The 25,000-nt window shown below is 51.1% G+C and carries 7 protein-coding genes; 2 read left to right on the forward strand and 5 right to left on the reverse strand.

Annotated features, from left to right (window positions below; translation table 11 throughout):
• Positions 1-79 precede the first annotated feature (79 nt).
• Entirely contained in the window at positions 80-1,009 is a 930-nt protein-coding gene (gene cscK, locus GCE9029_RS11725) for a fructokinase (protein ID WP_062663448.1), read from the forward strand.
• Here the strand turns inward: cscK and GCE9029_RS11730 are convergent, their stop codons facing one another.
• Both GCE9029_RS11730 and GCE9029_RS11735 read right to left on the reverse strand, forming a co-directional pair.
• Positions 1,010-3,640 carry a hybrid sensor histidine kinase/response regulator gene (locus GCE9029_RS11730; protein ID WP_062663449.1) on the reverse strand — a complete coding sequence of 877 codons (2,631 nt, stop codon included), beginning with the start codon at positions 3,638-3,640 and terminating at the stop codon, positions 1,010-1,012.
• Positions 3,641-3,661: 21 nt separating this feature from the next.
• Positions 3,662-4,537, reverse strand: coding sequence for a phosphate/phosphite/phosphonate ABC transporter substrate-binding protein (locus tag GCE9029_RS11735; protein WP_062663450.1), 876 nt, complete (start codon positions 4,535-4,537; stop codon positions 3,662-3,664).
• Between the two features lie 247 nt (positions 4,538-4,784).
• On the opposite strand from GCE9029_RS11735, the gene metC reads away from it, so the two are divergent.
• Positions 4,785-5,972, forward strand: a complete 1,188-nt coding sequence (metC, locus tag GCE9029_RS11740; RefSeq protein ID WP_062663451.1) for a cystathionine beta-lyase — start codon at positions 4,785-4,787, stop codon at positions 5,970-5,972.
• A gap of 51 nt (positions 5,973-6,023) precedes the next feature.
• On the opposite strand, the gene GCE9029_RS11745 is transcribed toward metC, so the two are convergent.
• The 3 genes from GCE9029_RS11745 to GCE9029_RS26330 all read right to left on the reverse strand — a co-directional run bounded on the left by GCE9029_RS11745 (position 6,024) and on the right by GCE9029_RS26330 (position 24,986).
• The gene (locus GCE9029_RS11745; protein WP_062663452.1) at positions 6,024-6,326 is read right to left on the reverse strand and encodes an antibiotic biosynthesis monooxygenase family protein; all 303 of its coding nucleotides are present in this window, start codon (positions 6,324-6,326) and stop codon (positions 6,024-6,026) included.
• Positions 6,327-6,360: 34 nt separating this feature from the next.
• Positions 6,361-6,978: a thioredoxin domain-containing protein gene (locus tag GCE9029_RS11750; protein ID WP_062663453.1), complete on the reverse strand. Its 618-nt coding sequence runs from the start codon at positions 6,976-6,978 to the stop codon at positions 6,361-6,363.
• Between the two features lie 206 nt (positions 6,979-7,184).
• On the reverse strand, positions 7,185-24,986 hold the full coding sequence (locus GCE9029_RS26330) for a VCBS domain-containing protein (RefSeq protein ID WP_062663454.1): 17,802 nt from the start codon (positions 24,984-24,986) through the stop codon (positions 7,185-7,187).
• Between the last annotated feature and the right edge of the window lie 14 nt (positions 24,987-25,000).

Consider the following 25,000-nt stretch of genomic DNA (forward strand, 5'->3'; position numbering starts at 1 on the left):
GAAGATGACGCAGGATTCAGTGAGTATCTTCAGGTTGTTTGAGTATAAACCTTAGTGAATTCAGACAGGGTGAGAGTTGATGAGCAAAGTGTGGTTAACGGGAGATGCGGTCGTTGATTTGATCCCCGATACGGAAATGACTTATCTGAAATGCCCCGGCGGCGCACCTGCCAATGTGGCGGTTGCTGTGGCAAGGCTAGATGGGAACGTGGGATTCTTTGGCCGTGTTGGAAACGATCCTTTTGGTCGTTTTCTGGCGCAAACGCTGGAAAATGAAAAGGTAGACGTTGGCCACCTCGTTTTGGATGAAGACAAGCGCACTTCAACCGTGGTGGTGGATTTGGATGACAGCGGCGAGCGCAGTTTCACCTTTATGGTGAAGCCGAGTGCTGACCAGTTCATGCTGCCAGAAGATATCCCTTCCTTTGGCACGGGAGACTGGTTACATACCTGTTCTATCGCCCTTGCTAATGAGCCGACACGCGGCAGCACTTTTGAGGCAATGACACGTATTAAAGCGGCTGGCGGCTTCGTCAGTTTCGACCCTAACCTGCGCGATGAGGTTTGGCAAAACCAAGCTGAGATAATTCCCGTTGTCATGCGTGCTGTTGCTATGGCGGATGTGGTGAAATTCTCGGATGATGAATTGTTGTTCCTGACCCAGAAAAGTGAGCTGGAAGAAGCTTTGGCCGATGTGAAAGCGCTCGGCGTTCCGATGATTCTTATCACTCAGGGTAAAGAGGGTGCTTGGTTGGTGATGGATGATGTTCAATCGCTTGTCACCGGAAAAGTCGTGAGCCCGGTTGATACCACAGGAGCGGGGGATGCGTTTGTGGGGGGCTTGCTGGGGTATCTTTGCCGTCTTTCCGGTGATAGCTGGAAACACGCAGAAATGGCAAAAGAGGCGGTGATCTGGGCAAATGCCTGTGGTGCATTAGCGACCACACAAAAAGGTGCGATGACCGCACTGCCAGACTTAGCGAGCCTTCAGGCTTTTATCGACAATTAATCATGTTTTTTCTGCTTCGGCTCTGAAAGCAGCGGCTTGGTTCAAAGCGTCAATCAGATCAGCGCGCTTTAGGGGCTTGGTGAGGTAATTATCCATGCCCGCGCTGATTGCCCGTTCAAAATCTTCTTTTCCGGCGTGTGCCGATAGCCCAATGATGTAAAGCGGCGGTACGTCGTGTTCCTTTTCAAACTGGCGAAGTTGGGTGGTGAGCTCATACCCGTCGATGTTGGGCATGGAGATGTCCGTAATCAGTATTTGAAATAGATTCTTTTTGTAGTGAGAAAGAGCTTCAGCACCACTTTTGAGGTAAGTGACATTATCCGCTATACCAGTCAGAAATATTTTGGTCACTTCACGGTTGTAATCAATGTCGTCCACTACGGCGATAGGAATCGAAGCCAAATTTTCACTTTCCTGTTGAGATTCTTTTACCGCTGATCTCGCTGATGAAGGCTCAATCATTAAAGACAATTGAAGCTCTTGTAGCAACTGGTTCATACGCAGGGGACGGACTATCAGTCTTTGCTCAGAGCCCTTTGAGCCAGAATGGATATCAGCGAGATTAGGGATAACACCAACCCAAGGGCAATAGGGCTCAGGAGAAAGATCGTTTTCTTCTGATGCCAGGACGATTGCGGCGTCAAAGTTGGTTTTAGATTCACATAGCACGTCCAGTGTAGTGAGGTAAGTCAGCTTTGCCTGCCAAAAGGCAACATAACGGTCAATCAAAGGCCTGTGTAAAGGGTCGGCATTAATCACCGCAATATGTTTACCATTGAGCGCGCCTTCCGTGCTTTCCATTTCTTCAAAGGTGGGCAAAGTCAGAGAGAAAGAGAACTTACTCCCTGTGCCGAATTCAGATTCGACCTCAAGTTTTGAACCAAAGAGATCGAGCAGGTTTTTGGTGATAGAGAGTCCAAGACCAGTCCCTTCATAGCGACGGGTGGTAGAGCTATCAACCTGCTTAAAGGCTTTGGTGACATCTTCTATTTTGTCGTCCTCTATACCTATACCTGTGTCTTCAATTGAAATGGTGTACGTAGTGCTGTGGCTATCTTGGAGATACTGTCCACGCATCAATACCCGGATATAGCCGTGTTCTGTGAACTTAACGGCGTTGCTTAGAAGGTTGTTGAGCACTTGTCGCAGGCGAAGCTCATCGCTTTCCACTTCGGTATTCAATTCAGGTGGAATATCGATAACGACCAGCAGATCTTTGCGCGCAGCGGCAACGGCGGCAAGAGATGCAGCTTCTTCAACGGTATCGGTTAAGCTGAATCGCTCCGAATCCAGCTTCAGTTTCTTCGCCTCCAGTTTGGAGAAATCGAGAATATCATTGATAAGCTGCAACAGGTCTTTGGCGGACGAATTGATAATGCCTGCAAAGCCTGCCTGCTCTTTGGTTAGTGACGATTCTTTGAGCATTTCAGACATACCGATGATGCCATTCATCGGAGTGCGGATTTCATGGCTCATGTTCGCCAGAAATTGGGATTTTGCCTCTGTTGCATTTTGGGCGGCGGTTGCTGCTTGTTTGAGCATTTTCTCGAATTCGTGGCGTTCGCTGGCATCTCTAACGATAAAGACATAGCGGTCTTTGATACCTGCGGTATTGAATATAGGGAAGATGGTGATTTCTGTGTGTATAACCTCTCCGGTTCGGGAAAGGCACTCAGTACGTACCGATAGCCTCTCACCTTTATCCATGGCGTCACGAAGCTGATAGACTTCTATCTCTGATGTCTGGTCACCAAATAGAAGAACTTGAAAATCTTTGTCGCAGGTTTCGTTGCCTTTGTAGCCCAACATTTGATTCAAGGCCTCGTTCGACAAAGAGACATAGCCGCCGAGATCAGTGATCAAGTAAGCCTCATGAGATTGCTCGACAATCTCCGCCAGCATCTTGTTTTGCACCGCGAGTTGCTTAAACCGGTTTTTCTCTCGCGAAAGCTCTTCATAGGTGTGTGAAAGCGCAACTGACATGTCATTGAAAGCATTAGCGACTTGAGCAACTTCATCTTTGCCTTTTACGGGAACCGTTTCTCCCGGGCCGTTTTTCTGAATCTTTAACGCACCTTCCTGAAGGGTGAGAAGTTGTTTAGTAAGTAGTGACCCAAACGCAAGGGAAAACAACGCAACCAGCACCATTTCGAGAGCAGCAATGAACACTGCATATTTTTGGGCATCCTGAATCAACTGGCTAAACGCGCTGACATCCAGCCCTATCTCAATGTTGCCAACAAGGTAATCGTCGATCACGACAGTGTGTCGAATGTCGTAAATGCGGTCATCGGCATCAGAGGGAGCCTGTTCGTAATTGGGAGGAACAGCGCCTTCATTGAGTGTGTTGGATTCAGCTAATATCTGACCTTGATCATCCATAATGCGGATGTAAGCAATATCGCCATCGCGGATGGCTTCCTGTGTAAAAGCACGGAGGTTGGCGAGGTCAGTAGAGATGATGGCGTCACGCACCGCAATCGCGAAAGTCTCTGATAACCTTTCGCCGTTGGTAATAATTTGCTGCTCGTTGGAATCCCTAAGCCAGCTAATACCAGACACAATCAACACCGCGAGCAAGATCAGCTCGATAAGTGCGATGCCTAGTATTGTCTTTAGGCGAAACGTCATCGAATTCCAGCCTTTCTAGCGTTATTTGGGTTGAATCACCGAGATGTTAAGTGCACGAACGTCGTCCCATGCTTCATCACCCGCACTCTGGAAGCCTTTGATGTTGAGTTTCTTGAGGGCTTCTTTCCCTTCCGGGGTGTCATCCAGTGCGACAAATGCGGCACGCAGTCGGCGATGCTCATCTTCTGATAGTGACGGATGAGTCGCGATAGCATGAGGCGTATAACCTTCTGTGGTGTAAAGCACTTTCAGGTTGTCTTTGGCGTTAGGTGGCGCAGCACCCAAAGTGCGGACAATACCACCGCCTGCCTCGAACAGGCCATCGGCAACGCCGAGATAGGAAGAGTCGTGTGAACCGACGTAGTTCGGTTCAAACTGGATGCCTTTGTTCTTGAGAGTGGCCTGAGTGAGCAAAGTTGCAGCAAAGGCTGCCGGGGCAGGGAAAGCAAGGCTTTTGCCATCAAGCTCTTCAAGCGTTTTAACGGGAGAGCTTTCCCTAACCACCAAAATGCCCTTTATGCGTTTGTCTTTTGCATGTGCAACGGCTTTGTAGCCAGGAGATTCGTTAAAAACGGTAAAGTGGTAAGGGTTCATGTAGGCAATGTCATATTGCCCCTCAGCCAGGCGCTTTTCGAACTCGGGAATATTTGGTGCAGTCGCAAACCGGATTTTAAGCCCTGACAACTCGCTGATGGCTTTCATCACCGGGCTCCAGTTGCGGATAAGCTTGGCGGAAGACTGCTGCGGCACAATTCCAAACACCAAAGGGTGAGAGCCATCATCATGCTTCCCGGCATGAGCATGTACGTTCACTGTGGTGAGCAGAAAACCACTGCACAGAATAACGACTGATGCGATAGTAAGCTTACGTAAAGTCCAGTTACCTATTGATCTCATTGCGAATATTTCCCTATTCACTGACTGTCAGATAACTATAGTACAGTGTCTCATATTTGCGTCACTGAAGAGATGGAGAGAAAAGGAAGTGCACAATTTTGGTGCAAAAACAGTGTATAGAGACCACTAAATCCAGCCGCGCAACCGCTGCAATTCATGGGGAACTGAGGTAACCTTGTCAGTTCGAATTTTGAAGATATCCAGCATCCTGTTTCTGGGTACATTTGCGGTTGAATAGGGAGAGTTCATGTCATCAGGAAAACTGAATACCACGCTGGTATCTGCGGGTCGTAAATCCGCCTACTGCAAAGGCAGCGTAAACAGCGTGATTCAGCGCGCTTCATCGATTGTATTCGATTCTGTTGAACAGAAAAAAGTTGCGACCAAACATCGCGGAGAACGCGAACTGTTTTATGGTCGCCGTGGCACACTGACACATTTTGCTTTTCAGGATGCAATGACGGAGCTCGAGGGCGGCGCGGGTTGTGTGCTTTATCCTTGCGGCGCAGCGGCGATCGCTAACAGCATTCTTTCCTTTGTAAAAACCGGCGATCACGTTCTGATGACGGGCGGCGCTTATGAACCTACCCAAGCGTTTTGTAACACCATCCTAGCCGATATGGGCATCTCCACCACTTACTATGATCCGATGAACGGTGCCGAAATCGGTACGTTGGTAAAACCGGAAACGTCTGTGGTTTTCCTTGAGTCCCCAAGCTCTATCACTATGGAAGTGCCAGACATTCCTGCCATTGTAAAAGCAGTGCGTGCGGTGAATCCTGAAGTGGTGATCATGATTGATAACACCTGGGCGGCAGGCATCCTGTTCAAAGCGTTGGAGCATGATATTGATATTTCCATTCAGGCGGGCACCAAATACATTGTTGGCCACTCAGATGCCATGATTGGTACCGCGGTCGCCAACGGGCGTACCTGGGAACGCCTTCGCGAGCGTTCATACCTGATGGGGCAAATGGTGGATGCAGACACCGCTTACATGGCATCCCGTGGCCTGCGAACTTTGGGTGTTCGTCTCAAGCAGCATCAGGAAAACAGCATCGCGGTAGCTCAATGGTTGAGCGCTCGCCCTGAAGTGGCGCGAGTGAACCACCCAGCATTGCCTGAAAGTGCGGGTCACGAAAACTACCAGCGTGATTTCAGTGGTAGTTGTGGTCTTTTCTCTTTCGTCCTGAAAGAGCGGCTCACTGAGGAGCAGGTGGCGAATTATCTTGATAACTTTACCCACTTTAGCATGGCCTATTCGTGGGGCGGCTACGAGTCTCTGGTACTGGCAAATCAGCCGGAAGACCTAAATGCCATTCGTCCCGTTGGCCCGGTTGATTTCAGCGGCACCTTGGTGCGTCTGCACATTGGTCTGGAGGATGTGGAAGACCTGATTGCGGATTTGGAAGCAGGTTTCGAACGCTTGAAGTAAATTGGCTTCGACAAGACATAAAAACGGCGCATTAAGCGCCGTTTTTTGTTTCTAGCCTTTCAAGCTGGGCACAGATTCATAGTGCTCAACCGTGGGGAAGGGATCATAGAAGTGATGCAGTAAGGCTTTCCACTCTAGATACCCTTCGGATTGCCGGAATCCCTCTGTATGATCGTCCAGTGTTTCCCAGTTCACCAGCAGTAGGTAACGGTTTTCCTTTTCCATGCATTTACGCACTTCATGGCTGATGTAACCCTTCTGCGCTGCGATAATGGACTGCGCTTTGGCGAATGCGGTTTCGAATTCCATTTCCTGTCCGGGAATGACATTTAATATCGCAACTTCCAGAATCATCTTCGTTCCTTGAATGTAAACATTTAGTCAGCGATTACTGTTCTTTCGCCATCAGCATTTTCAATGTGTCAGCCAGCTCTTCTGCACTTTGGTGTGCGCTGGTGTTAACCACATATTTGCCGTTTACCATGAATGTCGGCACTGAGGTAATCTCGGCCTGAACCGTGATTTGGTCTGCGCGTTCCATATCTGCAAACAATGCTTCCTGTTGAGTTTCGGTCATATCAAAAGGACTGATGAGGTTGTATTGCGCAAACAATGCACTGAGGATCGCACGGTTCTTGTCTGCGTCTTCAGACTGGTCTTCCTGAACAAACTTAAAAAGCGCTTCAGTCAGTCCCGCTGGTGGCGTGCCGTCGACTTGGCTCATCGCGGAATAGTAGATCATGGCGGCGAACGTCGCGCTTTCGTTGAAGGTCACATGAGCTTTGCCGATTTTGACGCCTGCAGCGTCTTCAATGGCTGGAATAGCAGCTTCCATCGAGCGGCAGTGACCGCAAGAGAGACTAAATACTTCGGTGACCGCTGGTAGATTTTCTACCGTGACTGGTGCTTTCAGTGTGGTGTATTTTTCGCTTTGTGGCGCTTCATCACTGCATGCGGTTAATGCCAGCGCAGCAATTAATGGGAGAAAAAAACGCTTCAGGTTCATAAAACAAAATCACTATTTTTAAGCGAATCCAAGTTCGCGATGGGTGTATTTTTAGAAGGACGAGTATATACCCAAACGACCTGAAGATGCAGAACTCAGCGAGTTTAGGTTGTTTGGATATGTCTCAATCTACTGAATTTGAGACAAAAAAATGCCAGCCGGAGGACGGCTGGCAATGAGCGCTAGGCTCTTGGGCTTCTTGTTATTTAGTCAACAATCATCTTGCTCTGCATAATCATCGCATCAATAACCGAAGAGCTGATTTGCTCGGAGGTCATGCCGGTAATGTCGACGCTGTAAGCGTCAGCCATGTCCTCGACACTCATGTTGTCGAACACTACCTGCTGATCTACGTTGCCGTCGCCTTGAGAAGAAATATTGAGCATAGCGTGACCTTCTCCGTCGTCACTGAACGATAGATATTCTCCCAGTGAATCTGTAGTTTCGTTGTTCAAAAGGTCGGAAAGGTTAATGGCGTCTTGTTGAGCATCGAAATCGGCAATGTGGTCAACTGCAGGTTCATTGACCGTGCCTTGGTCGCCACGCAAGAAGGCATAAGTATCTGAGCCATCACCACCTACCAGTAGGTCGTTGCCCTGACCACCAAAGAGCAGGTCATCACCAAGACCGCCATCGATAATGTCATTCCCCGCATTGCCGTAAATGACATCATCACCACCGTTGCCGAGTAACACGTCCACTTCACTACTACCTGCTATGCGATCATTACCATCACTACCAGAGAAGGTAACGTCATCAAGGGCAATAACATCATCCAGCGCATCGCTAACGCCGTTTAGCGACGCGTTAGTCACTGCTGTTTCCGAGCCTCCAATGGTGACATTGACCTGCGTTTGCATGCCATTTGTGGCGGTGAGGGTAATCACCTCAGCCACAGTGTCGCTTTCACCCAAAGCTGGCGTAGAGTGGGGATCGAGCGTGTAAGTCCAAACCCCATCAGCCAATACGAGTGAGCCATATTGACCATTCACTGTGGTATCTGCGAACTCTGGTTGTGAACCATTTACATCCAGATCTACCATTGACAGCACGCCAGTGGCTTCCAGAGAAGCGCCGGAGAAGTCAGTGAAGTCAGAGTAAGACATTGAACGAGGCTGATTAGGCGTATCACGCAGGTAATCCATGGTGAGTCCTGGAGTGATTTGTGGGCCATCAATTTGCACAATCACGCGGCCTTGCTCATTGGAGTCATATTTAAAGCCACCGTCACCATCAAGATCCACATCGAACACGGCGAAGGAGTAAATGTTCCCTGCTGAGTCTTGATAATCGAGTTGATAGTCGTAGGTAGCGGTATATTGAACACCATTGATCTCTACTTTTTGACTCGAGTCCTGAACGTACTCATTTCGGTAGTTGTCGCCGTCAACCGTGGCGTCGTTGTCATAGAAACGGATGGTTGAGCCTGAGTCATTGAACTGGAATGTCGGCTCGTTACCGTAGTACTGCATGTCGCCGCCTGAGAAGGTGTAACCCTCATTGAGGACGAATGCATTGCCAATATCCACAAATTCACTGGTGACCGAATCCGGTGCCACAATGGATGCAGTGTTGGTGCCGACCACGAACGGGTCATCATTGGTTCCTGTAATGGAAACATTAATGTTTTGCACCGTGCCGTCCGTTGCCGTCAGCGTGATGGTGTCGGTGACATAGTCGGAGCTGGAAAGGACTTCCGCTTTCACGTCATCTAGCTCGTAAGTCCAGACACCGTCGGTTAACGTGAGTGTGCCATAGTCCCCCTGAATCGTGGTGTTTAGGAACTCTGGCGTATCGTCAGCATCTGGATCGCTAATGGCAATATTTCCACTAACAGTGACTTTGTCTCCATAATCGCCTTCGGTCACCGCACCACTGAATACGCCAGTAACAATTGGTGCATCATCTGTACCCTGGATAGCAATTACAATCTCATGTTGTCCGCCTTCAGAGTCAGTAATGACGATGGTTTCCAGAGTCTCTTCATCAACTTGCTGTGCTTTGCTTTCATCGAAGGTGTAGGTCCAGTTACCGTTGGTCAGCACAAGCGTACCGAACTCACCTTGAACGGTGGTGTTCGGAAGAGTTGGTGTGTCGCCGCTATCAACATCTGATACGCCGATTGAGCCGCTGGCTGAGATAGGCTGGTCTTGTTGCTGCGTCGCGGTGACATAGAAAACGACGTCGTTGTAATCGCGATCGCCTCCACCCACAATATCTTCCCAGGCTGAATACGTACCGGAATTGGACTCGTAATCGTAGTTGCTTCCGTTTTTCGAGGATTCCGAGACAAACGTAGTACCAGATGCGCTTCCTTGGTATGCGGTGACACCGCCGCTGCCAAAGCTGAGACTGACACTGCCTACATTGAAGCCTTTACTGTCTCCATCCGGGATCATGAATAGACCGACTTTCTCACCACCCGATGTGTTGATGTTTACGCTTGAATTGTTCACCGAATGGGCGTTGTCGAAAATGATCGCTGAGCGGATAACATTACCGTTACCGTCCATCACGTAGTAACCCACGCTATTACTGTAAGCCGCGCTTGAAGTAATGTTGCTCACATTGAGGTAAAGGTTGTCACCTTCACCGACATCCCAGGTACCATCAGAGCCACGGTTAATGGTGACGTTTTCCGACGTTGAAGAAGTATCAGAGATGGTTGCTGTGGTGTCTCCCGTCAGGGTAGCAGCATCATCGCTACCAGTGATGTTCACCACAACCTCTTGTGTGGAACCGTCTGAAGCCGTCACAGTGAAGGTATCTGTCACATTCTGGCCTTCGTTGAGACTATCCGCCTTGCTGTTGTCGAGCGTATATGTCCATTCGCCGTCAACAAGTGAGAGTGAGCCATAGGTTCCCGATTGATTGCTGTCCGGAATTGTGACGTTGTCACTATCAGTATCGCTTACCGAGAGTTTGCCACTGGTTGTTATCACGTCACCCGCATCACCTTCGGTCACGCTGCCGGAAGTCGTACCTGAGATGAACGACGCGTCATCAGCGCCTGTCACTGTGATTACGATGTCCTGAGTGGTGCCATCAGTCGCTGTCAGTGTGATGACATCCTCAACTTGCTGCCCTTCACTGAGCGATTGTGCCGCATCACTCAAAGTGTAAGTCCACTCACCATCAACCAAGGATAGTGCGCCGTATTGGCCTGCTACTGTCGTATTAGCAAAGCTTGGGGTGTCGTTGGTATCCACATCGGTAATCGACAGAGTGCCGCTGACGGTTTGCGATTGCGAATCTTCTGAGATTTGCGCGGTAACATCGCCAGAGACTTCCGGTTTGTCATCGGTACCCGTCACCGTAATGGTGATGGTTTGCTCTGTGCCATCCGTCGCGGTCAGGGTGATGACATCCTGCGCAGTTTGATCTGCACCCAAACTCTGGGACTTGCTTTCATCCAGCGTGTAAGTCCAGTTGCCATCGACCAGTTCGAGTGTGCCGTAGGTGCCTTCCACCGTCGTGTTTTCAAACACAGTGGTGTCGCCACCGTCGACATCGACCACATCCAGCGAGCCGGAGGTGGTGATGAGAGACTCGCCAATCTCCAGTTTCACCGTGGCTGCGTTGCCATCAGCATCGACCAGATAGTAGCTGCCGTCAGCGGTTTGGACGATAACCGGCGGCGTGTTGTCATTTTCAATGCCGGTGATATGCCCTTGGTGAACGAGATTACCATCACTGCCAATCGTGTATAAGTCAACGCCCTCAGTAGCATTCGGAACGACAAAGACAGGTTGTCCATCGACATAGCCCGCGGATGAGGAGTAGGCACCTGCGCCTTCCAGAACATCCGTCTGGGTCATTGAGCCATCTTCACCGATTTCATAGATGACGGTGGTGCCCGAAGTGGAGGAAGCAATGGCATAGGTGGTGCCATCGTCAGCTTCGTAGAAATTAACTGTATTGGCTGACGAAAAGGATACGGCTTCACTGTCAATCAGGGTGAGCTCACCGGTTGCGCTGTCAATGGCATAGGTGTTGATCATATCTGCGCTGCTTGATACCAGGAAGTCACCGTGCTCATTACTGACGATATCAATACCTGACACCACATTACCGCCAGCAATGGAGGTGCCATTTTCAACGATAGTGCCAGCATCAGGGTCATAAGTCAGTGTGTCAATGGTGTCACCCTGAGGACGGGTCGCGAAGATAAGTTCGGTGCCATCATCGGTTTCAAAGGTGACATTCTCGCGGACAATACCCGTTTGTGAGTTACCAAAGTTGAGGCCTGCAGTGACACTTAATTGTCCATCGGGTGAAACCTCCCACGTGGTAATGGAGCCGCTGTTTTGCGATGTCAGGAACAGGGTTGGTTGTCCATCAATGGAGGATACATTGGACTGAGTCAGACCATTGCCGAGCGCACCGACAGGAATACCGGCCTCTTGCAATGCGGCAGTCAAATCACCGCCAGATGTTGACGTCACCGTGCCGGTATAGCGGTCATAGACAATACGGTCAGTTTCAGTGAGCGAGCCATCGTCTTCTACACGGGAGATAATGGTGGTGCCGCTGTAACCCCAGACGGTGGAAATCACGTAAGGGACGCCATCAATGGTGACGGCAGTCGTGCTCCTTCCACCATTGGCATTGGGATCCGCCTCTGTCACTTCACCGCCAGTGAGGCTGCCACCCTCTTCCACATTCAGCGTAAAGCCCGCGGCATCAACGCTGCCTGAGGTGGTGCCTGTGACAACGCCGGCATTGTCGGTGCCGGTCACGGTGACCGTGACATCATGGGTAGAACCATCAGAGGCCGTCAGGGTAAAGGTATCTTCTGCCGACTGGCCTTCAGGCAGAGGCTCTGCTTTGGCGGGGTCGACGGTATAAGTCCACTCGCCATCGGTCAGTGTGAAGGTGCCGTATTCGCCCTGCATGGTGGTGTTGGCGATGGTGGTGTTATCACCGGTATCGGGGTCAACAACAGTGATAGAGCCGGACACCGACGCATCCGTATCCGTCACTGTTGCTGTCACATCACCGGTCAGTTCAGCCAGATCATCGGTGCCCGTGACCGTGATAGTGATGTCCTGCTGGGTGCCGTCTGTGGCGGTTAGCGTGATCACATCCAGGGCGGTATCGCCTTCTCCCAGTGATTCAGACTTGGCTTCATCCAGGGTGTAGGTCCAGTTACCGTCAACCAGTTCGAGTGTGCCGTAGGTGCCTTCCACCGTCGCGTTCTCAAACACAGTGGTGTCTCCACCGTCCACATCGACAACATCTAATGAGCCCGATGTTGTGATGAGCGATTCGGTGCCGATATTGAGTTCAACCGAGGTGGTGTTGCCATCCGCGTCAACTAGGTAGTAACTGCCATCCGCAGTCTGCACAATCACAGGTGGAGTCTTGTCGTTTTCAATGGATGCTACGTTGCCCTGATGAACGAGTTTGCCATCATCACCGATAGTGAACAGATCAACACCGCCGTCTGGATTAGGTGCAACGAATACCGGCTCGCCATCAATGTAGCCAGCGGTCGACATGTAAGCGCCCGCATTCGAGATGGTGTCAGTTTGAGTCAGTGCGCCATTCTCGCCAATTTCGAACACCGTGGTGACATCTGCGCCGCTGCTTGAAGCAATGGCGTAAGTCTTTCCGTCTGGTGTTTCATAAATGGTGACAGAGTTACCATCGCCCTCTGCGACAGGCTTGGTGTCGATGAGGGTCAGGTTACCCGTCGCACTGTCGACTGAGTAGATGTTGACGCTGCCTTCGCTGGCTGAGGTGACATAGGTATTGTCACCCACGGAGACAATATCAATTCCCGACACCACATCGCCGGAAGCAAACGAGTTTCCTGTTTCGCGAATGTCCCCGGTTTCTGGGTCGTAGGTCAGCACATCAATGGTGTCGCCTTGAGGACGGGTTGCGAAAATGAGGGTTTGCCCGTCATCCGTTTCGAAGGTGACATTTTCACGCACGATGCCGGTTTGCGAATTGCCAAAGGTCAGGCCGCCATTTGGGGTCAGTTGCCCATTGTCGGAGATCTGCCAGGCAGAAATGGAACCACTGTTCTGCGAGGTCAAGAACAGGGTAGGTTGTCCGTCAATGCTTGAAACATTGGACTGAGTGAGGCCGTTACCCAATGCGCCGACAGAGAAGCCTGCATTTTCAACTGTGGAGGTGATATCACCCGTCACAGAAGAAGTCACCACACCAGTGGTGCTGTCGTAGGTGATGCGGTCGGTCTCAGTGAGTGAACCGTCATTTTCAACCCTTGAAATGATGGTGGTGCCGTCGTAACCAAACGAAGTGGAAATGACATAAGGCACGCCGTCAATTGTCGTGGTCGTGGTTGTCCATGCGCTATTGCTGTCGCCAGTGGTGACATTGCCGCTGGAAATAGACTCGCCGACTTCAATGTTAAGCTGGAAGCCTGCCGCATCGACACTGCCTGTGGTGGTGCCTGAGACAACACCAGCCTGATCTGTGCCAGTCACCGTCATCACAATATCATGGGTAGAACCGTCGGAGGCCGTTAGCGTGAAGGTATCCTGAGCGGTTTCGCCGTCAGTCAGCGGCTGCGCTTTCGCTGGGTCGACGGTGTAAGTCCATTCTCCATCGGTCAGGGTAAAGGTGCCGTATTCCCCGGTGATAGTCGTGTTGCTGATACTCGCACTTTCGCCGCTGTCTGGATCTGTCACCGTGATGGTGCCGGATGTCGAGGCATCGGCATCGGTCACATTACCCGTTGTATCACCAGTTACCACAGCGGCATCGTTTGTACCGGTCAAGGTAATGCTGATGACCTGTTGGTTGCCATCGCTTGCAGTGACTGTGATGTTGTCAGTAACAACTTGGTCTTGCGCCAGCGATTGCACTGCGTCGGAATTCACCGTGTAAGTCCATTCGCCGCCAACCAGCTCAAGCGTGCCGTAGGTGCCGTCCAGTGTCGCATCTGGAATAGTCGGTGTCTGGCCGCTATCTGGGTCTGTGATAGTAATGGTGCCGGAAACTGATTGCGCACCGACATCCTCGGTGATGCTGCCCGTCACATCACCCGCGATGATGGAACCGTCATCGGTACCTGAGATATTGATGGTGATGTTCTGTGTCGTGCCGTCAGTGGCGGTCAGCGTGATCACGTCCTGAACATTGTCGTCAGAACCCAGTGATTCCACTTTGTCGCGATCTACGGTGTACGTCCATTCTCCATCTACCAAAGTGAGTGAACCGTACTGACCTTCGACAGTGGTATTCGCGAATGATGGACTGTCGTTGGTATCAATATCGGAGATCTCGATGGTGCCGCTGACAGTAACAGGTGCTGCGATGTCATCGTAATCGAGACTGTCGATGTTGTTGTATGAGTCCGGCACCAGTGTAAGTGTGGTATCCGGTGTGATCTCTGGGCCATCTAGCTGGATCAGTACCTTGCCGTTGTCCGGAATCGCGTTGTAGTTGTTGCCATCGGCGTTGGTGTCCACATCGACGATTGCCATGGTATACACGTTGCCTTGCGCGTCAGTGTACTGAAGTGTGTAGTCGAGGTTTGCAGGATAAGTAACGCCGTTTAGCTCGATAGTTTGTGAGCTGTCATTGGTGTATTCGTTGTGTGTATTGTCGCCATCCAGACGCGCGTCGTTATCAGTGAATTCGACGCTGACCCCACCACTGCTGAAATTGATCGATGGTGGGAAGTTGAAGGTATGGAACTCACCCGACTCAACGCTGAAATTCTCATCCATGATGAAGGCGTTGCCCACGATCGCGCTGGAGAGATCAGCAGTCGAAATTGTGCCTGTTGTCGTGCCAGTGACAACTGCTGCCTGATCGGTTCCCACCACATCGACGGTGATTTGGTGAGTCGATCCGTCAGATGCGGTGAGGGTGAAGGTTTCAGTTTCCGTATCACCCTGAGAGATTGCCTGTGCTTTATCAGGATCGACGGTGTAGGTCCACTCACCATCTACCAGTGAGAAGGTGCCGTATTCACCATCAATATCAGTGTTGCTGATGCTTGCTGTTTCGCCGCTGTCTGGATCCGTCACTGTGATAGAGCCAGATACGGAAGTGTCAGTATCAGAAAGACTGGCGGTGGTATCACCGGTCACCACTGCAGCTTGATCAGTGCCTTCAACGGTAACAGTGATCTCGTGTTGTGAATTGTCAGATGCCATAAGGGTAAAGGTTTCAGTGGCTTCTTGACCCTCTGGCAGTGTTTGCGCTTTGTCTGGGTCTACCGTGTAAGTCCAGTTGCCGTCGACCAGTTCAAAGGTGCCGTAGTTACCTTCAATCGTGGTGTTGCCGATGGTGGCCGTTTCACCAGAATCCGGATCGGTAACCGTGATTGAGCCAGTTGCTGACGTATCGACGTCAGTGATAGATGCAGTGGTATCACCTGTGACAACCGCAGACTGGTTGGTGCCCTCAACCGTGACCACAATCTCGTGCGTTGAGTTATCAGACGCCGTGAGGGTAAAGGTTTCGGTGGCTTCCTCGCCTTCTGGCAGAGCTTGCGCTTTATCCGGATCAACCGTGTAAGTCCAGTTGCCATCTAACAATTCGAAGGTACCGTAATTACCCTCTATGGTAGTGTTGCCGATGGTGGCCGTTTCACCAGAATCCGGATCGGTAACCGTGATTGAGCCAGTTGCTGAGGTATCGACGTCAGTGATAGACGCAGTGGTATCACCGGTGACAACCGCAGACTGGTTGGTGCCTTCAACCGTGACCACAATCTCGTGCGTTGAGTTATCAGACGCAGTGAGGGTGAAGGTTTCGGTCGCCTCTTCACCTTCCGGAAGAGCTTGCGCTTTATCTGGGTCTACCGTGTAAGTCCAGTTGCCGTCGACCAGTTCAAAGGTGCCGTAGTTACCTTCAATCGTGGTGTTGCCGATGGTGGCCGTTTCACCAGAATCCGGATCGGTAACCGTGATTGAGCCAGTTGCTGACGTATCGACGTCAGTGATAGATGCAGTGGTATCACCTGTGACAACCGCAGACTGGTTGGTGCCCTCAACCGTGACCACAATCTCGTGCGTTGAGTTATCAGACGCCGTGAGGGTAAAGGTTTCGGTGGCTTCCTCGCCTTCTGGCAGAGCTTGCGCTTTATCCGGATCAACCGTGTAAGTCCAGTTGCCATCTAACAATTCGAAGGTACCGTAATTACCCTCTATGGTAGTGTTGCCGATGGTGGCCGTTTCACCAGAATCCGGATCGGTAACCGTGATTGAGCCAGTTGCTGAGGTATCGACGTCAGTGATAGACGCAGTGGTATCACCGGTGACAACCGCAGACTGGTTGGTGCCTTCAACCGTGACCACAATCTCGTGCGTTGAGTTATCAGACGCAGTGAGGGTGAAGGTTTCGGTCGCCTCTTCACCTTCCGGAAGAGCTTGCGCTTTATCTGGGTCTACCGTGTAAGTCCAGTTGCCGTCGACCAGTTCAAAGGTGCCGTAGTTACCTTCAATCGTGGTGTTGCCGATGGTGGCCGTTTCACCAGAATCCGGATCGGTAACCGTGATTGAGCCAGTTGCTGAGGTATCGACGTCAGTGATAGACGCAGTGGTATCACCTGTGACAACCGCAGACTGGTTGGTGCCTTCAACCGTGACCACAATCTCATGGGTAGAGTTATCTGACGCCGTGAGGGTAAAGGTTTCAGTCGCCTCTTCACCTTCCGGCAAAGCTTGCGCTTTCTCTGGGTCAACCGTGTAGGTCCAGTTACCGTCGACCAATTCGAAGGTCCCGTAGTTGCCTTCAACGGTGGTGTTGCCGATGGTGGCCGTTTCACCAGAATCCGGATCGGTAACCGTGATAGAGCCCGTTGCTGAGGTATCGACGTCGGTGATAGACGCAGTGGTATCACCGGTGACAACCGCAGACTGGTTGGTGCCTTCAACCGTGACCACAATCTCGTGCGTTGAGTTATCGGACGCGGTGAGAGTGAAGGTTTCGGTCGCCTCTTCACCTTCTGGCAGGGCTTGCGCTTTGTCTGGGTCTACCGTGTAAGTCCAGTTACCGTCGACCAACTCGAAGGTCCCGTAGTTGCCCTCTATGGTTGTGTTACCGATGGTGGCTGTTTCGCCGTTGTCTGGGTCGGTAACGGTAATGCTGCCCGTTGCTGACGTATCGACGTCAGTGATAGATGCAGTGGTATCACCGGTGACAACCGCAGACTGGTTGGTGCCTTCAACCGTGACCACAATCTCATGCGTTGAGTTATCAGACGCAGTGAGCGTAAAGGTTTCGGTCGCCTCTTCGCCTTCAGGTAGAGCTTGTGCTTTATCTGGATCAACCGTGTAAGTCCAGTTGCCATCTACCAATTCGAAGGTCCCGTAGTTGCCTTCAATCGTAGTGTTACCAATGGTGGCCGTTTCGCCATTGTCTGGGTCGGTAACCGTGATAGAGCCTGTTGCTGAGGTATCGACGTCAGTAATAGACGCAGTGGTGTCGCCTGTGACAACCGCAGACTGGTTGGTGCCCTCAACCGTGACCACAATCTCGTGCGTTGAGTTATCAGACGCCGTGAGGGTAAAGGTTTCGGTGGCTACCTCGCCTTCTGGCAGAGCTTGCGCTTTGTCTGGGTCTACCGTGTAGGTCCAGTTACCGTCGACCAATTCGAAGGTCCCGTAGTTGCCCTCTATGGTGGTATTGCCGATGGTGGCCGTTTCGCCATTGTCTGGGTCGGTAACCGTGATAGAGCCTGTTGCTGAGGTATCGACGTCAGTAATAGACGCAGTGGTATCACCGGTGACAACAGCAGCATCATCGGTACCAGTGACGGTCACGATGATTTCATGAATAGAGCCATCTGAAGCTGTAAGAGTGAAAGAGTCTGTAGCCTCTTCGCCTTCAGGGAGCGGTTTAGCTTTGTCAGGGTCGACGGTGTAAGTCCACTCGCCGTCCACTAATTCGAAGGTGCCGTATTCGCCTTCAATGGTGACATTGTCGATAGTGGCGGTTTCACCGTTGTCTGGGTCGGTAACCGTAATTGAACCTGACGTCGATGTGTCTTGATCAGTCACTTGTCCGGTAGTGTCACCGGTGACAACAGCAGCATCATCGGTACCAGTGACGGTCACGATGATTTCATGGTTAGAACCGTCTGATGCCGTCAGAGTGAAAGAGTCTGTGGCTTCTTCGCCTTCCGGCAGCGGTTTAGCCTTGTCAGGGTCGACGGTGTAAGTCCACTCGCCATCGACTAATTCGAAGGTACCGTATTCGCCTTCAATGGTGACATTGTCGATAGTGGCCGTTTCACCGTTGTCAGGATCGGTAACTGTAATTGACCCGGACGTCGATGTGTCTTGAGCAGTCACTTGTCCTGTAGTGTCACCGGTGACAATAGCGGCATCATCGGTACCGGTGACGGTCACGACGATTTCATGAGTAGAACCATCTGAAGCTGTAAGAGTGAATGAGTCTGTAGCTTCTTCGCCTTCCGGCAGTGGTTTAGCTTTGTCAGGGTCGACGGTGTAAGTCCACTCGCCATCGACTAATTCGAAGGTACCGTATTCGCCTTCAATGGTGACATTGTCGATAGTGGCGGTTTCACCGTTGTCTGGGTCGGTGACGGTAATTGAACCTGACGTCGATGTGTCTTGATCGGTCACTTGTCCGGTGGTGTCACCTGTGACAACAGCGGCATCATCGGTACCGGTGACGGTCACGATGATTTCATGAGTAGAACCGTCTGAAGCTGTAAGAGTGAAAGAGTCTGTAGCTTCTTCGCCTTCCGGCAGCGGTTTAGCTTTGTCAGGGTCGACGGTGTAAGTCCACTCGCCATCGACTAATTCGAAGGTACCGTATTCGCCTTCAATGGTGACATTGTCGATAGTGGCGGTTTCACCGTTGTCTGGGTCGGTGACGGTAATTGAACCTGACGTCGATGTGTCTTGATCGGTCACTTGTCCGGTGGTGTCACCTGTGACAACAGCGGCATCATCGGTACCGGTGACGGTCACGATGATTTCATGAGTAGAACCGTCTGAAGCTGTAAGAGTGAAAGAGTCTGTAGCTTCTTCGCCTTCCGGCAGCGGTTTAGCTTTGTCAGGGTCGACGGTGTAAGTCCACTCGCCATCGACTAATTCGAAGGTACCGTATTCGCCTTCAATGGTGACATTGTCGATAGTGGCGGTTTCACCGTTGTCTGGGTCGGTGACGGTAATTGAACCTGACGTCGATGTGTCTTGATCGGTCACTTGTCCGGTGGTGTCACCTGTGACAACAGCGGCATCATCGGTACCGGTGACGGTCACGATGATTTCATGAGTAGAACCGTCTGAAGCTGTAAGAGTGAAAGAGTCTGTGGCTTCTTCGCCTTCCGGCAGCGGTTTGGCCTTGTCAGGGTCGACGGTGTAAGTCCACTCGCCATCGACTAATTCGAAGGTACCGTATTCGCCTTCAATGGTGACATTGTCGATGGTGGCTGTTTGACCACCGTCAGGGTCAGTGATGTTTATCGAGCCAGATGTCGAGGTGTCTTGGTCGGTGACTGAACCCGTCATATCACCTGTGATGACAGCGGCATCGTCGGTACCCGTCACTTCGATAGTGATCGTCTGTTGGGTATTGTCCGATGCGGTCAGAGTGAAGGTTTCAGTCGCAACATCGTCTGCACCCAGGGCTTCCGCTTTAGATGGATCGATAGTGTAAGTCCAGTTACCGTCGACCAGTTCAAACGTACCGTATTGTCCTTCAATGGTGGTATTGGCGAATTCTGGCGTATCGTTGGTATCGGCATCAGATATGCTGATTTGACCTGTCGCTGTGACTGCATCGGTAACATCCAGATAATTGATGCTGCTGACTTCGTTGTACGAACCGTCGACCAGCGTCAAGTCAGTGCCTGGAACGATATCCGGGCCATCGATTTGAACCAACATAGTCATAGGTTCGCCGGTGCCGCCGAAGTATTCTCCGGCTTCGGTAGCTGACACCGTCAGCACAGCCATTGTGAAGACATTGCCATACGCATCGGTATATTGAACCGTTGCGTTAACCGAAACTGGATATGACTCTCCATTCAGTTCAATGGACTGGGAGCCGTCGTTGTTCAGCCTACCATCGCTGTCAGTGATGTTGGCGCTGAATCCAGTGGAGCTGAAATTCAGGTCGCCTGGCTGGCTGTCTGCATTGAAATCTTCGGTGTCGCCATCTACATCTTCACCGAATACGAACAGGTTAGTGACTTCAACCACAGGGCCTGTTTCTGTAGATACAGAACCGGTGAAGTCACCGGAAACAACAGCGGCATCGGCAGTGCCTTCGATAGTAATAACGATTTGGTGTTCGTTGTTTTCGCTGTCGGTCAGGGTGATGGTGTCAGTTGCCGTTTGACCGGCATTCAATCCCTGGGCAACAGACGGATCTAGGGTGTATGTCCATTCTCCATCGACCAGTGAGAAGGAGCCGTATTGACCATCAACATCAGTGTTGGCAATCACTGGCGTGTCACCGCTGTCTGCATCTACCACTTCTATGGAACCGGTTGCGGTGATGTCTGTGCCTTCCACCAGATTTGCTGAGGTATCTCCCGTCAGCTCTGCCGCGTTATCTGTGCCCGTTACATTGATGGACAGTTCATGGGTACCACCCATGGAGTCGGTAATTGTGATGGTATCGGTAACGGTGACACCTTCGTCTAAACTGGCTGCCAATTCAGGATCCAGCGTATAGGTCCAGTTTCCATCAACCATGGTGAAGGAGCCATATTGCCCCTGCTGGTTGGTGTCTGGCAGCGTGGGGTTATCACTACTGTCTGGGTCACTAACGGTTAGCGAACCAGTGGCTGTCAGCGAGCCAGTTTCATCGGTGACACCGCCTGTCGTGTCACCATCAAGGACTGCAGAATCCTCACTACCGGTAATGGTGATGACAATGTCATGCACTGTGCCATCAGAAGCCGTGATGCTAATGGTGTCTGTGGTGGTTTCACCTTCATCCAGGTATTGGGCAAGATCCGGGTCCAGCGTGTAAGTCCACTCTCCATCGACCAATGTTAAGGATCCGTATTGGCCGGTCGTTGTGCCATTTGGTAGCGTAGGGTTTTCGCCTGTGTCCACATCGACCAATTCGACTGAACCAGAGGCGGTCAGCGCTGCGCTGCCTTCAGTGATGGTACCTGTGGTATTGCCTGTTAGCACAGGCTCCTGATCGGTGCCGGTAATAGTGATGGTGATTTCGTGCTTCGAACCGTCAGAAGCTTCGACAGTAACGACGTCAATAGTGGTCTCACCGTCTGGCAATGCTGCGACAGAATCAGGATCCAGCGTGTAGGTCCATTCGCCATCGACCAGCGTCAGCGAGCCATACTGGCCATCAACTTCGGCATCTGGCAGGGTTGGCGAGTTGTCTGAGTCCGGATCGATGACGCTGATAAAGCCTGATGTGGTTGGGGAACCGTTGTCGCTGATTGAGCCAACGGTATTGCCCGTCAGGACGGGCTCATCGTCTGTGCCTGTGACTGTGATGACAATCTTCTGTTCGGTGCCATCACTGGCGGTCAACGTGATGACGTCAGTGTCAGTTTCACCTGCATTTAGCGCTGAAGCTGCTTCTTTGTCCAGCGTGTAGGTCCACTCCCCATCGACCATTTCCAATACGCCGAATTCACCTTCGATGCGTGTATCTTCGAACGTTGGTGTGTCGTCGGCATCTACATCACTAATCGACAGTGAACCTGATATGGTTTGTACTTCACCGCTGGTGGTGTCTGTCAACACACCACCTGTTTGACCGCTCACAACAGGAAGATCATCGGTACCCTGAATCGTGATTTCGATAGTGAGCGGCGTGCCATCCAAAGAGTAAACTGTGATGGACTCAGGCAAGGTATCACCTGCATCTAATGCATCAAAGGTTGCGGTGTTTTCCGATGCAGAGGTATAGGTCCAATTACCTGCTTTATCTATGGTGATTTCACCGTAGGTGCCGGTATAAGTGCCTTCCTGGAAGAAATACTCGCCATAATCTGCATCGGAGACTTTCGCCCGGCCGCTGGTAGAAATTTGGCCGTCCGCTTCATCGACAGTGGCGCTGGTTTTGCCACTAAAGACTGCGGCATCGTTGGTTCCATCAATGGTGATGGTAATGGTTTGTACCGTACCATCTTCTGCGCGTACCGAAAGGGTATCAGTGAGCTGGTCGCCTTCACCCAAGCGGTTGATTGCACCTTTCTCGTCAGTGGTGGAGTAGGTCCAGTTACCGTTCGCATCAATAGTGATTTCACCCCAACGACCTTCAACAGTCTGAGGCATGAAGGTATTGTCGTTGCCGTCCACATCGGTTGATGTCAGTTGTCCAGACGTGCTCATGGTGCCATCGGATTCGACAATGGTACCTACGATATCACCCGCGATTTCGGCCGGATCGTTGGTGCCAACGATCGTCACTATAATTTCGGTTTCTGTACCGTCCAGAGAACGGACAGTGATGGTATCTGTGAGCTGCTCGCCTTCTTTAAGCGCATCAAATTCAGCAGTATTGGAAGGATCTGATGTGTAGGTCCAGTTACCTGCCCGGTCTATGGTGACTTCGCCGTACTCTCCGTTGAAAGTACCTTCCTGGAAGAAATACTCGCCATAGTCAGCATCAGACACGTTGATACTGCCACTGGTGGTAATTTGGCTGTCGGTTTCGTTGACGCTCACACTACTCATGCCGCTGAAGACAGCAGTATCATTTGTCCCGTTAATCGTAATTGTGATGGTTTGCTCAGTGCCATCTTCAGACTGAACAGTGATGGTATCTGTCAGTTGATCGCCTTCGCCGAGGCGGTTAATCGCACCTTTGTCGTCGTCGGAGCTGTACGTCCAATTGCCGTCTTCATCAATCGTCAGTTCACCCCAGCGCCCTTCAATGGTTTGCGGAGTAAAGGTGTTCTCGCCATCAACATCGGTCGCGGTTAACTGTCCTGATGTCGTCATTGTGCCATCGGCTTCGACCACAGTACCGACAATGTCGCCAGCGATTTCTGCAGGATCATTGGTACCAATAATGGTGACTTTGATTTCGGTTTCTGTACCGTCCTGTGAACGAACAGTAATGGTATCGACGCGCTGCTCGCCTTCTTTTAGCGAGTCCAATGCGGCGTTTTGTGCCGGATCAGAGGTATAGGTCCAATTACCTGCACGATCCATAGTCACAGAGCCGAGCTCGCCCACGTAGGTTCCGGCTTCCATGTAGTATTGGCCGTTGTCAGGGTCAACCACATTGATGGTGCCTGATACGCTGATCACATCATTACTTTCGTAAACATCACGTTCAGCAATTGCGGAGAAAACGGGGAGGTCATTGACGCCTTCAATGGTCAGAACGATTTGCTGTTCTGTGCCGTCTTCTGAGCGCACTGTGACGACTTCGGTCAGTGTTTCACCTTCCGGTAAACGCTGAATCGCACCGGTTGGATCTGTGGTGGTATAGGTCCAGTTGCCGTTTTCATCAATAGTCACTTCACCACGCAGTGTGGTAATGGTTTCAGCAATAAATTTGTTGTCTGTACCGTCAACATCTGCAGCGTTCAGGGTTCCCGTTGCAGTCATGGTTCCGCTTTTATCAACCACAGTAGCGGTGACATCACCGGAAATCTGAGCTGGGTCGTTAGTGCCTTGGATGTTCAGTGTGATTTCGTGAGTGCTGCCGTCAGAAGCCGTAATCGTCACAACGTCAGTGGCTTTTTCACCCTCACCAAGCGGAGCAACCAACTCTTTATCGACGGTGTAAACCCAAGCGCCGTTTTCGACGACCAAAGTGCCGTATTCGCCTTTGTAGGTGCCGTTATCCAACGTGGTTTCATTGTTGGAATCTGGGTCTACAACATTCAGGGTTCCTGAGGCTGAAGCAGGGACTGTCCCGTTGCCGTCCGCTACTGTTGCGGTAGTATCACCTTCAACAGTAGCGTCATCATCTGTGCGGGTGATGGGGAGTGTTACCGTTTCTTCAACCGTCGTTTTTCCATCGGAGACACTGACGGTGACACTGATTTCTTCAAGGTTCAGAGTATCGTCGTCAATGGCGGCTGCGCCTGCTTCCGTTAGCACAACTTTGCCGTCTTCAATGGCAAAGTAGCCGTCTGGATCATTAGTGATAGTAATGGTCAGTGCGTCGCCGTCGCCATCAGTGGCATCAATAGATGCAATCACACTGCCCTCAGAGACATTGTCATCTTCAGTGAGCTCTACAGGTGTGATGGTGATTTCTGGAATATCCTCAACCTCTGCGACGCTCACGCTTACGTTGCCAGTCACCGTTGACTGGCCGTCAGTGATTTCGATTGTGAATATGATGGTGCCGTTGAAGTTTGGTGGAGGTGTCAGCGTAAATGAGCCATCGCTGTTCTCTGTGATGGTTGCGCCTTCAACACTTGATTGAATGCTCGAAACCTGAATGTTGGCAGTGTCTCCACCAGTAATTGCCCCAAGAATATCAGTGCGGCTGAGAACAATGTCGCCATCTTCCTGAGAGGATATGTTTAGGCCGTTGAACGTCGGTGTTACGTAACCATTACCGTCATTGGTGCTGTCACTGGAATCACCGCTTCCATCGTCCGCGCCTTCTTCGTTATTTGAAAGTAGTGCGGCAAAGCGGGTGTTGAAAAGGGTATCAGCTTGCCCCTGAGAAAGCCCTGAAGAAAAAAGTCCTGTGCTGTCAAAGCTGGATATATTGCTGATTCCGCCTGTGGAGGCGTTGTATTCAATGACCGATGCAGCTGTGAGTGCCGAGCCACCAGCTTCTTCACCGGCCGCAGTCTCAGTGCCTTCTTTTTGGGTTGGGTCATCGCCTTCTTCAATAGCCGCAATGATTTCAGCGACGTCTGAGGGCAGATCAAGACTTTCGAGTCCTTCCTCTCCAACGAGCAACGCCTCATCAAGCACATCAACCTGTTCGCCATCTTCTGTTACCAGCCAAGCATTCTTTCCGTTTGGTACAGACAGCACGTCGCCTGTTTGCACCACAGTATTTGCTTCAGCAGGAACCATTTCTCCGTCTGGTTTCACTACAAATGCTTGTCCAACGACTTGACTGAGAACCAAGTTGATAGCCATAACTTTCTCCCAAG

The sequence above is a fragment of the Grimontia celer genome (genome assembly GCF_900055185.1).
Taxonomy (GTDB): domain Bacteria; phylum Pseudomonadota; class Gammaproteobacteria; order Enterobacterales; family Vibrionaceae; genus Enterovibrio; species Enterovibrio celer.

What these genes read in the sequence shown, in the direction of transcription:
- metC (WP_062663451.1), top strand. Translation starts at nt 4,785, where the DNA reads ATGTCATCAGGAAAACTGAATACCACGCTGGTATCTGCGGGTCGTAAA.
- GCE9029_RS11735 (WP_062663450.1), bottom strand. Translation starts at nt 4,537, where the DNA reads ATGAGATCAATAGGTAACTGGACTTTACGTAAGCTTACTATCGCATCA.
- GCE9029_RS26330 (WP_062663454.1), bottom strand. Translation starts at nt 24,986, where the DNA reads ATGGCTATCAACTTGGTTCTCAGTCAAGTCGTTGGACAAGCATTTGTA.
- GCE9029_RS11750 (WP_062663453.1), bottom strand. Translation starts at nt 6,978, where the DNA reads ATGAACCTGAAGCGTTTTTTTCTCCCATTAATTGCTGCGCTGGCATTA.
- GCE9029_RS11745 (WP_062663452.1), bottom strand. Translation starts at nt 6,326, where the DNA reads ATGATTCTGGAAGTTGCGATATTAAATGTCATTCCCGGACAGGAAATG.
- cscK (WP_062663448.1), top strand. Translation starts at nt 80, where the DNA reads ATGAGCAAAGTGTGGTTAACGGGAGATGCGGTCGTTGATTTGATCCCC.
- GCE9029_RS11730 (WP_062663449.1), bottom strand. Translation starts at nt 3,640, where the DNA reads ATGACGTTTCGCCTAAAGACAATACTAGGCATCGCACTTATCGAGCTG.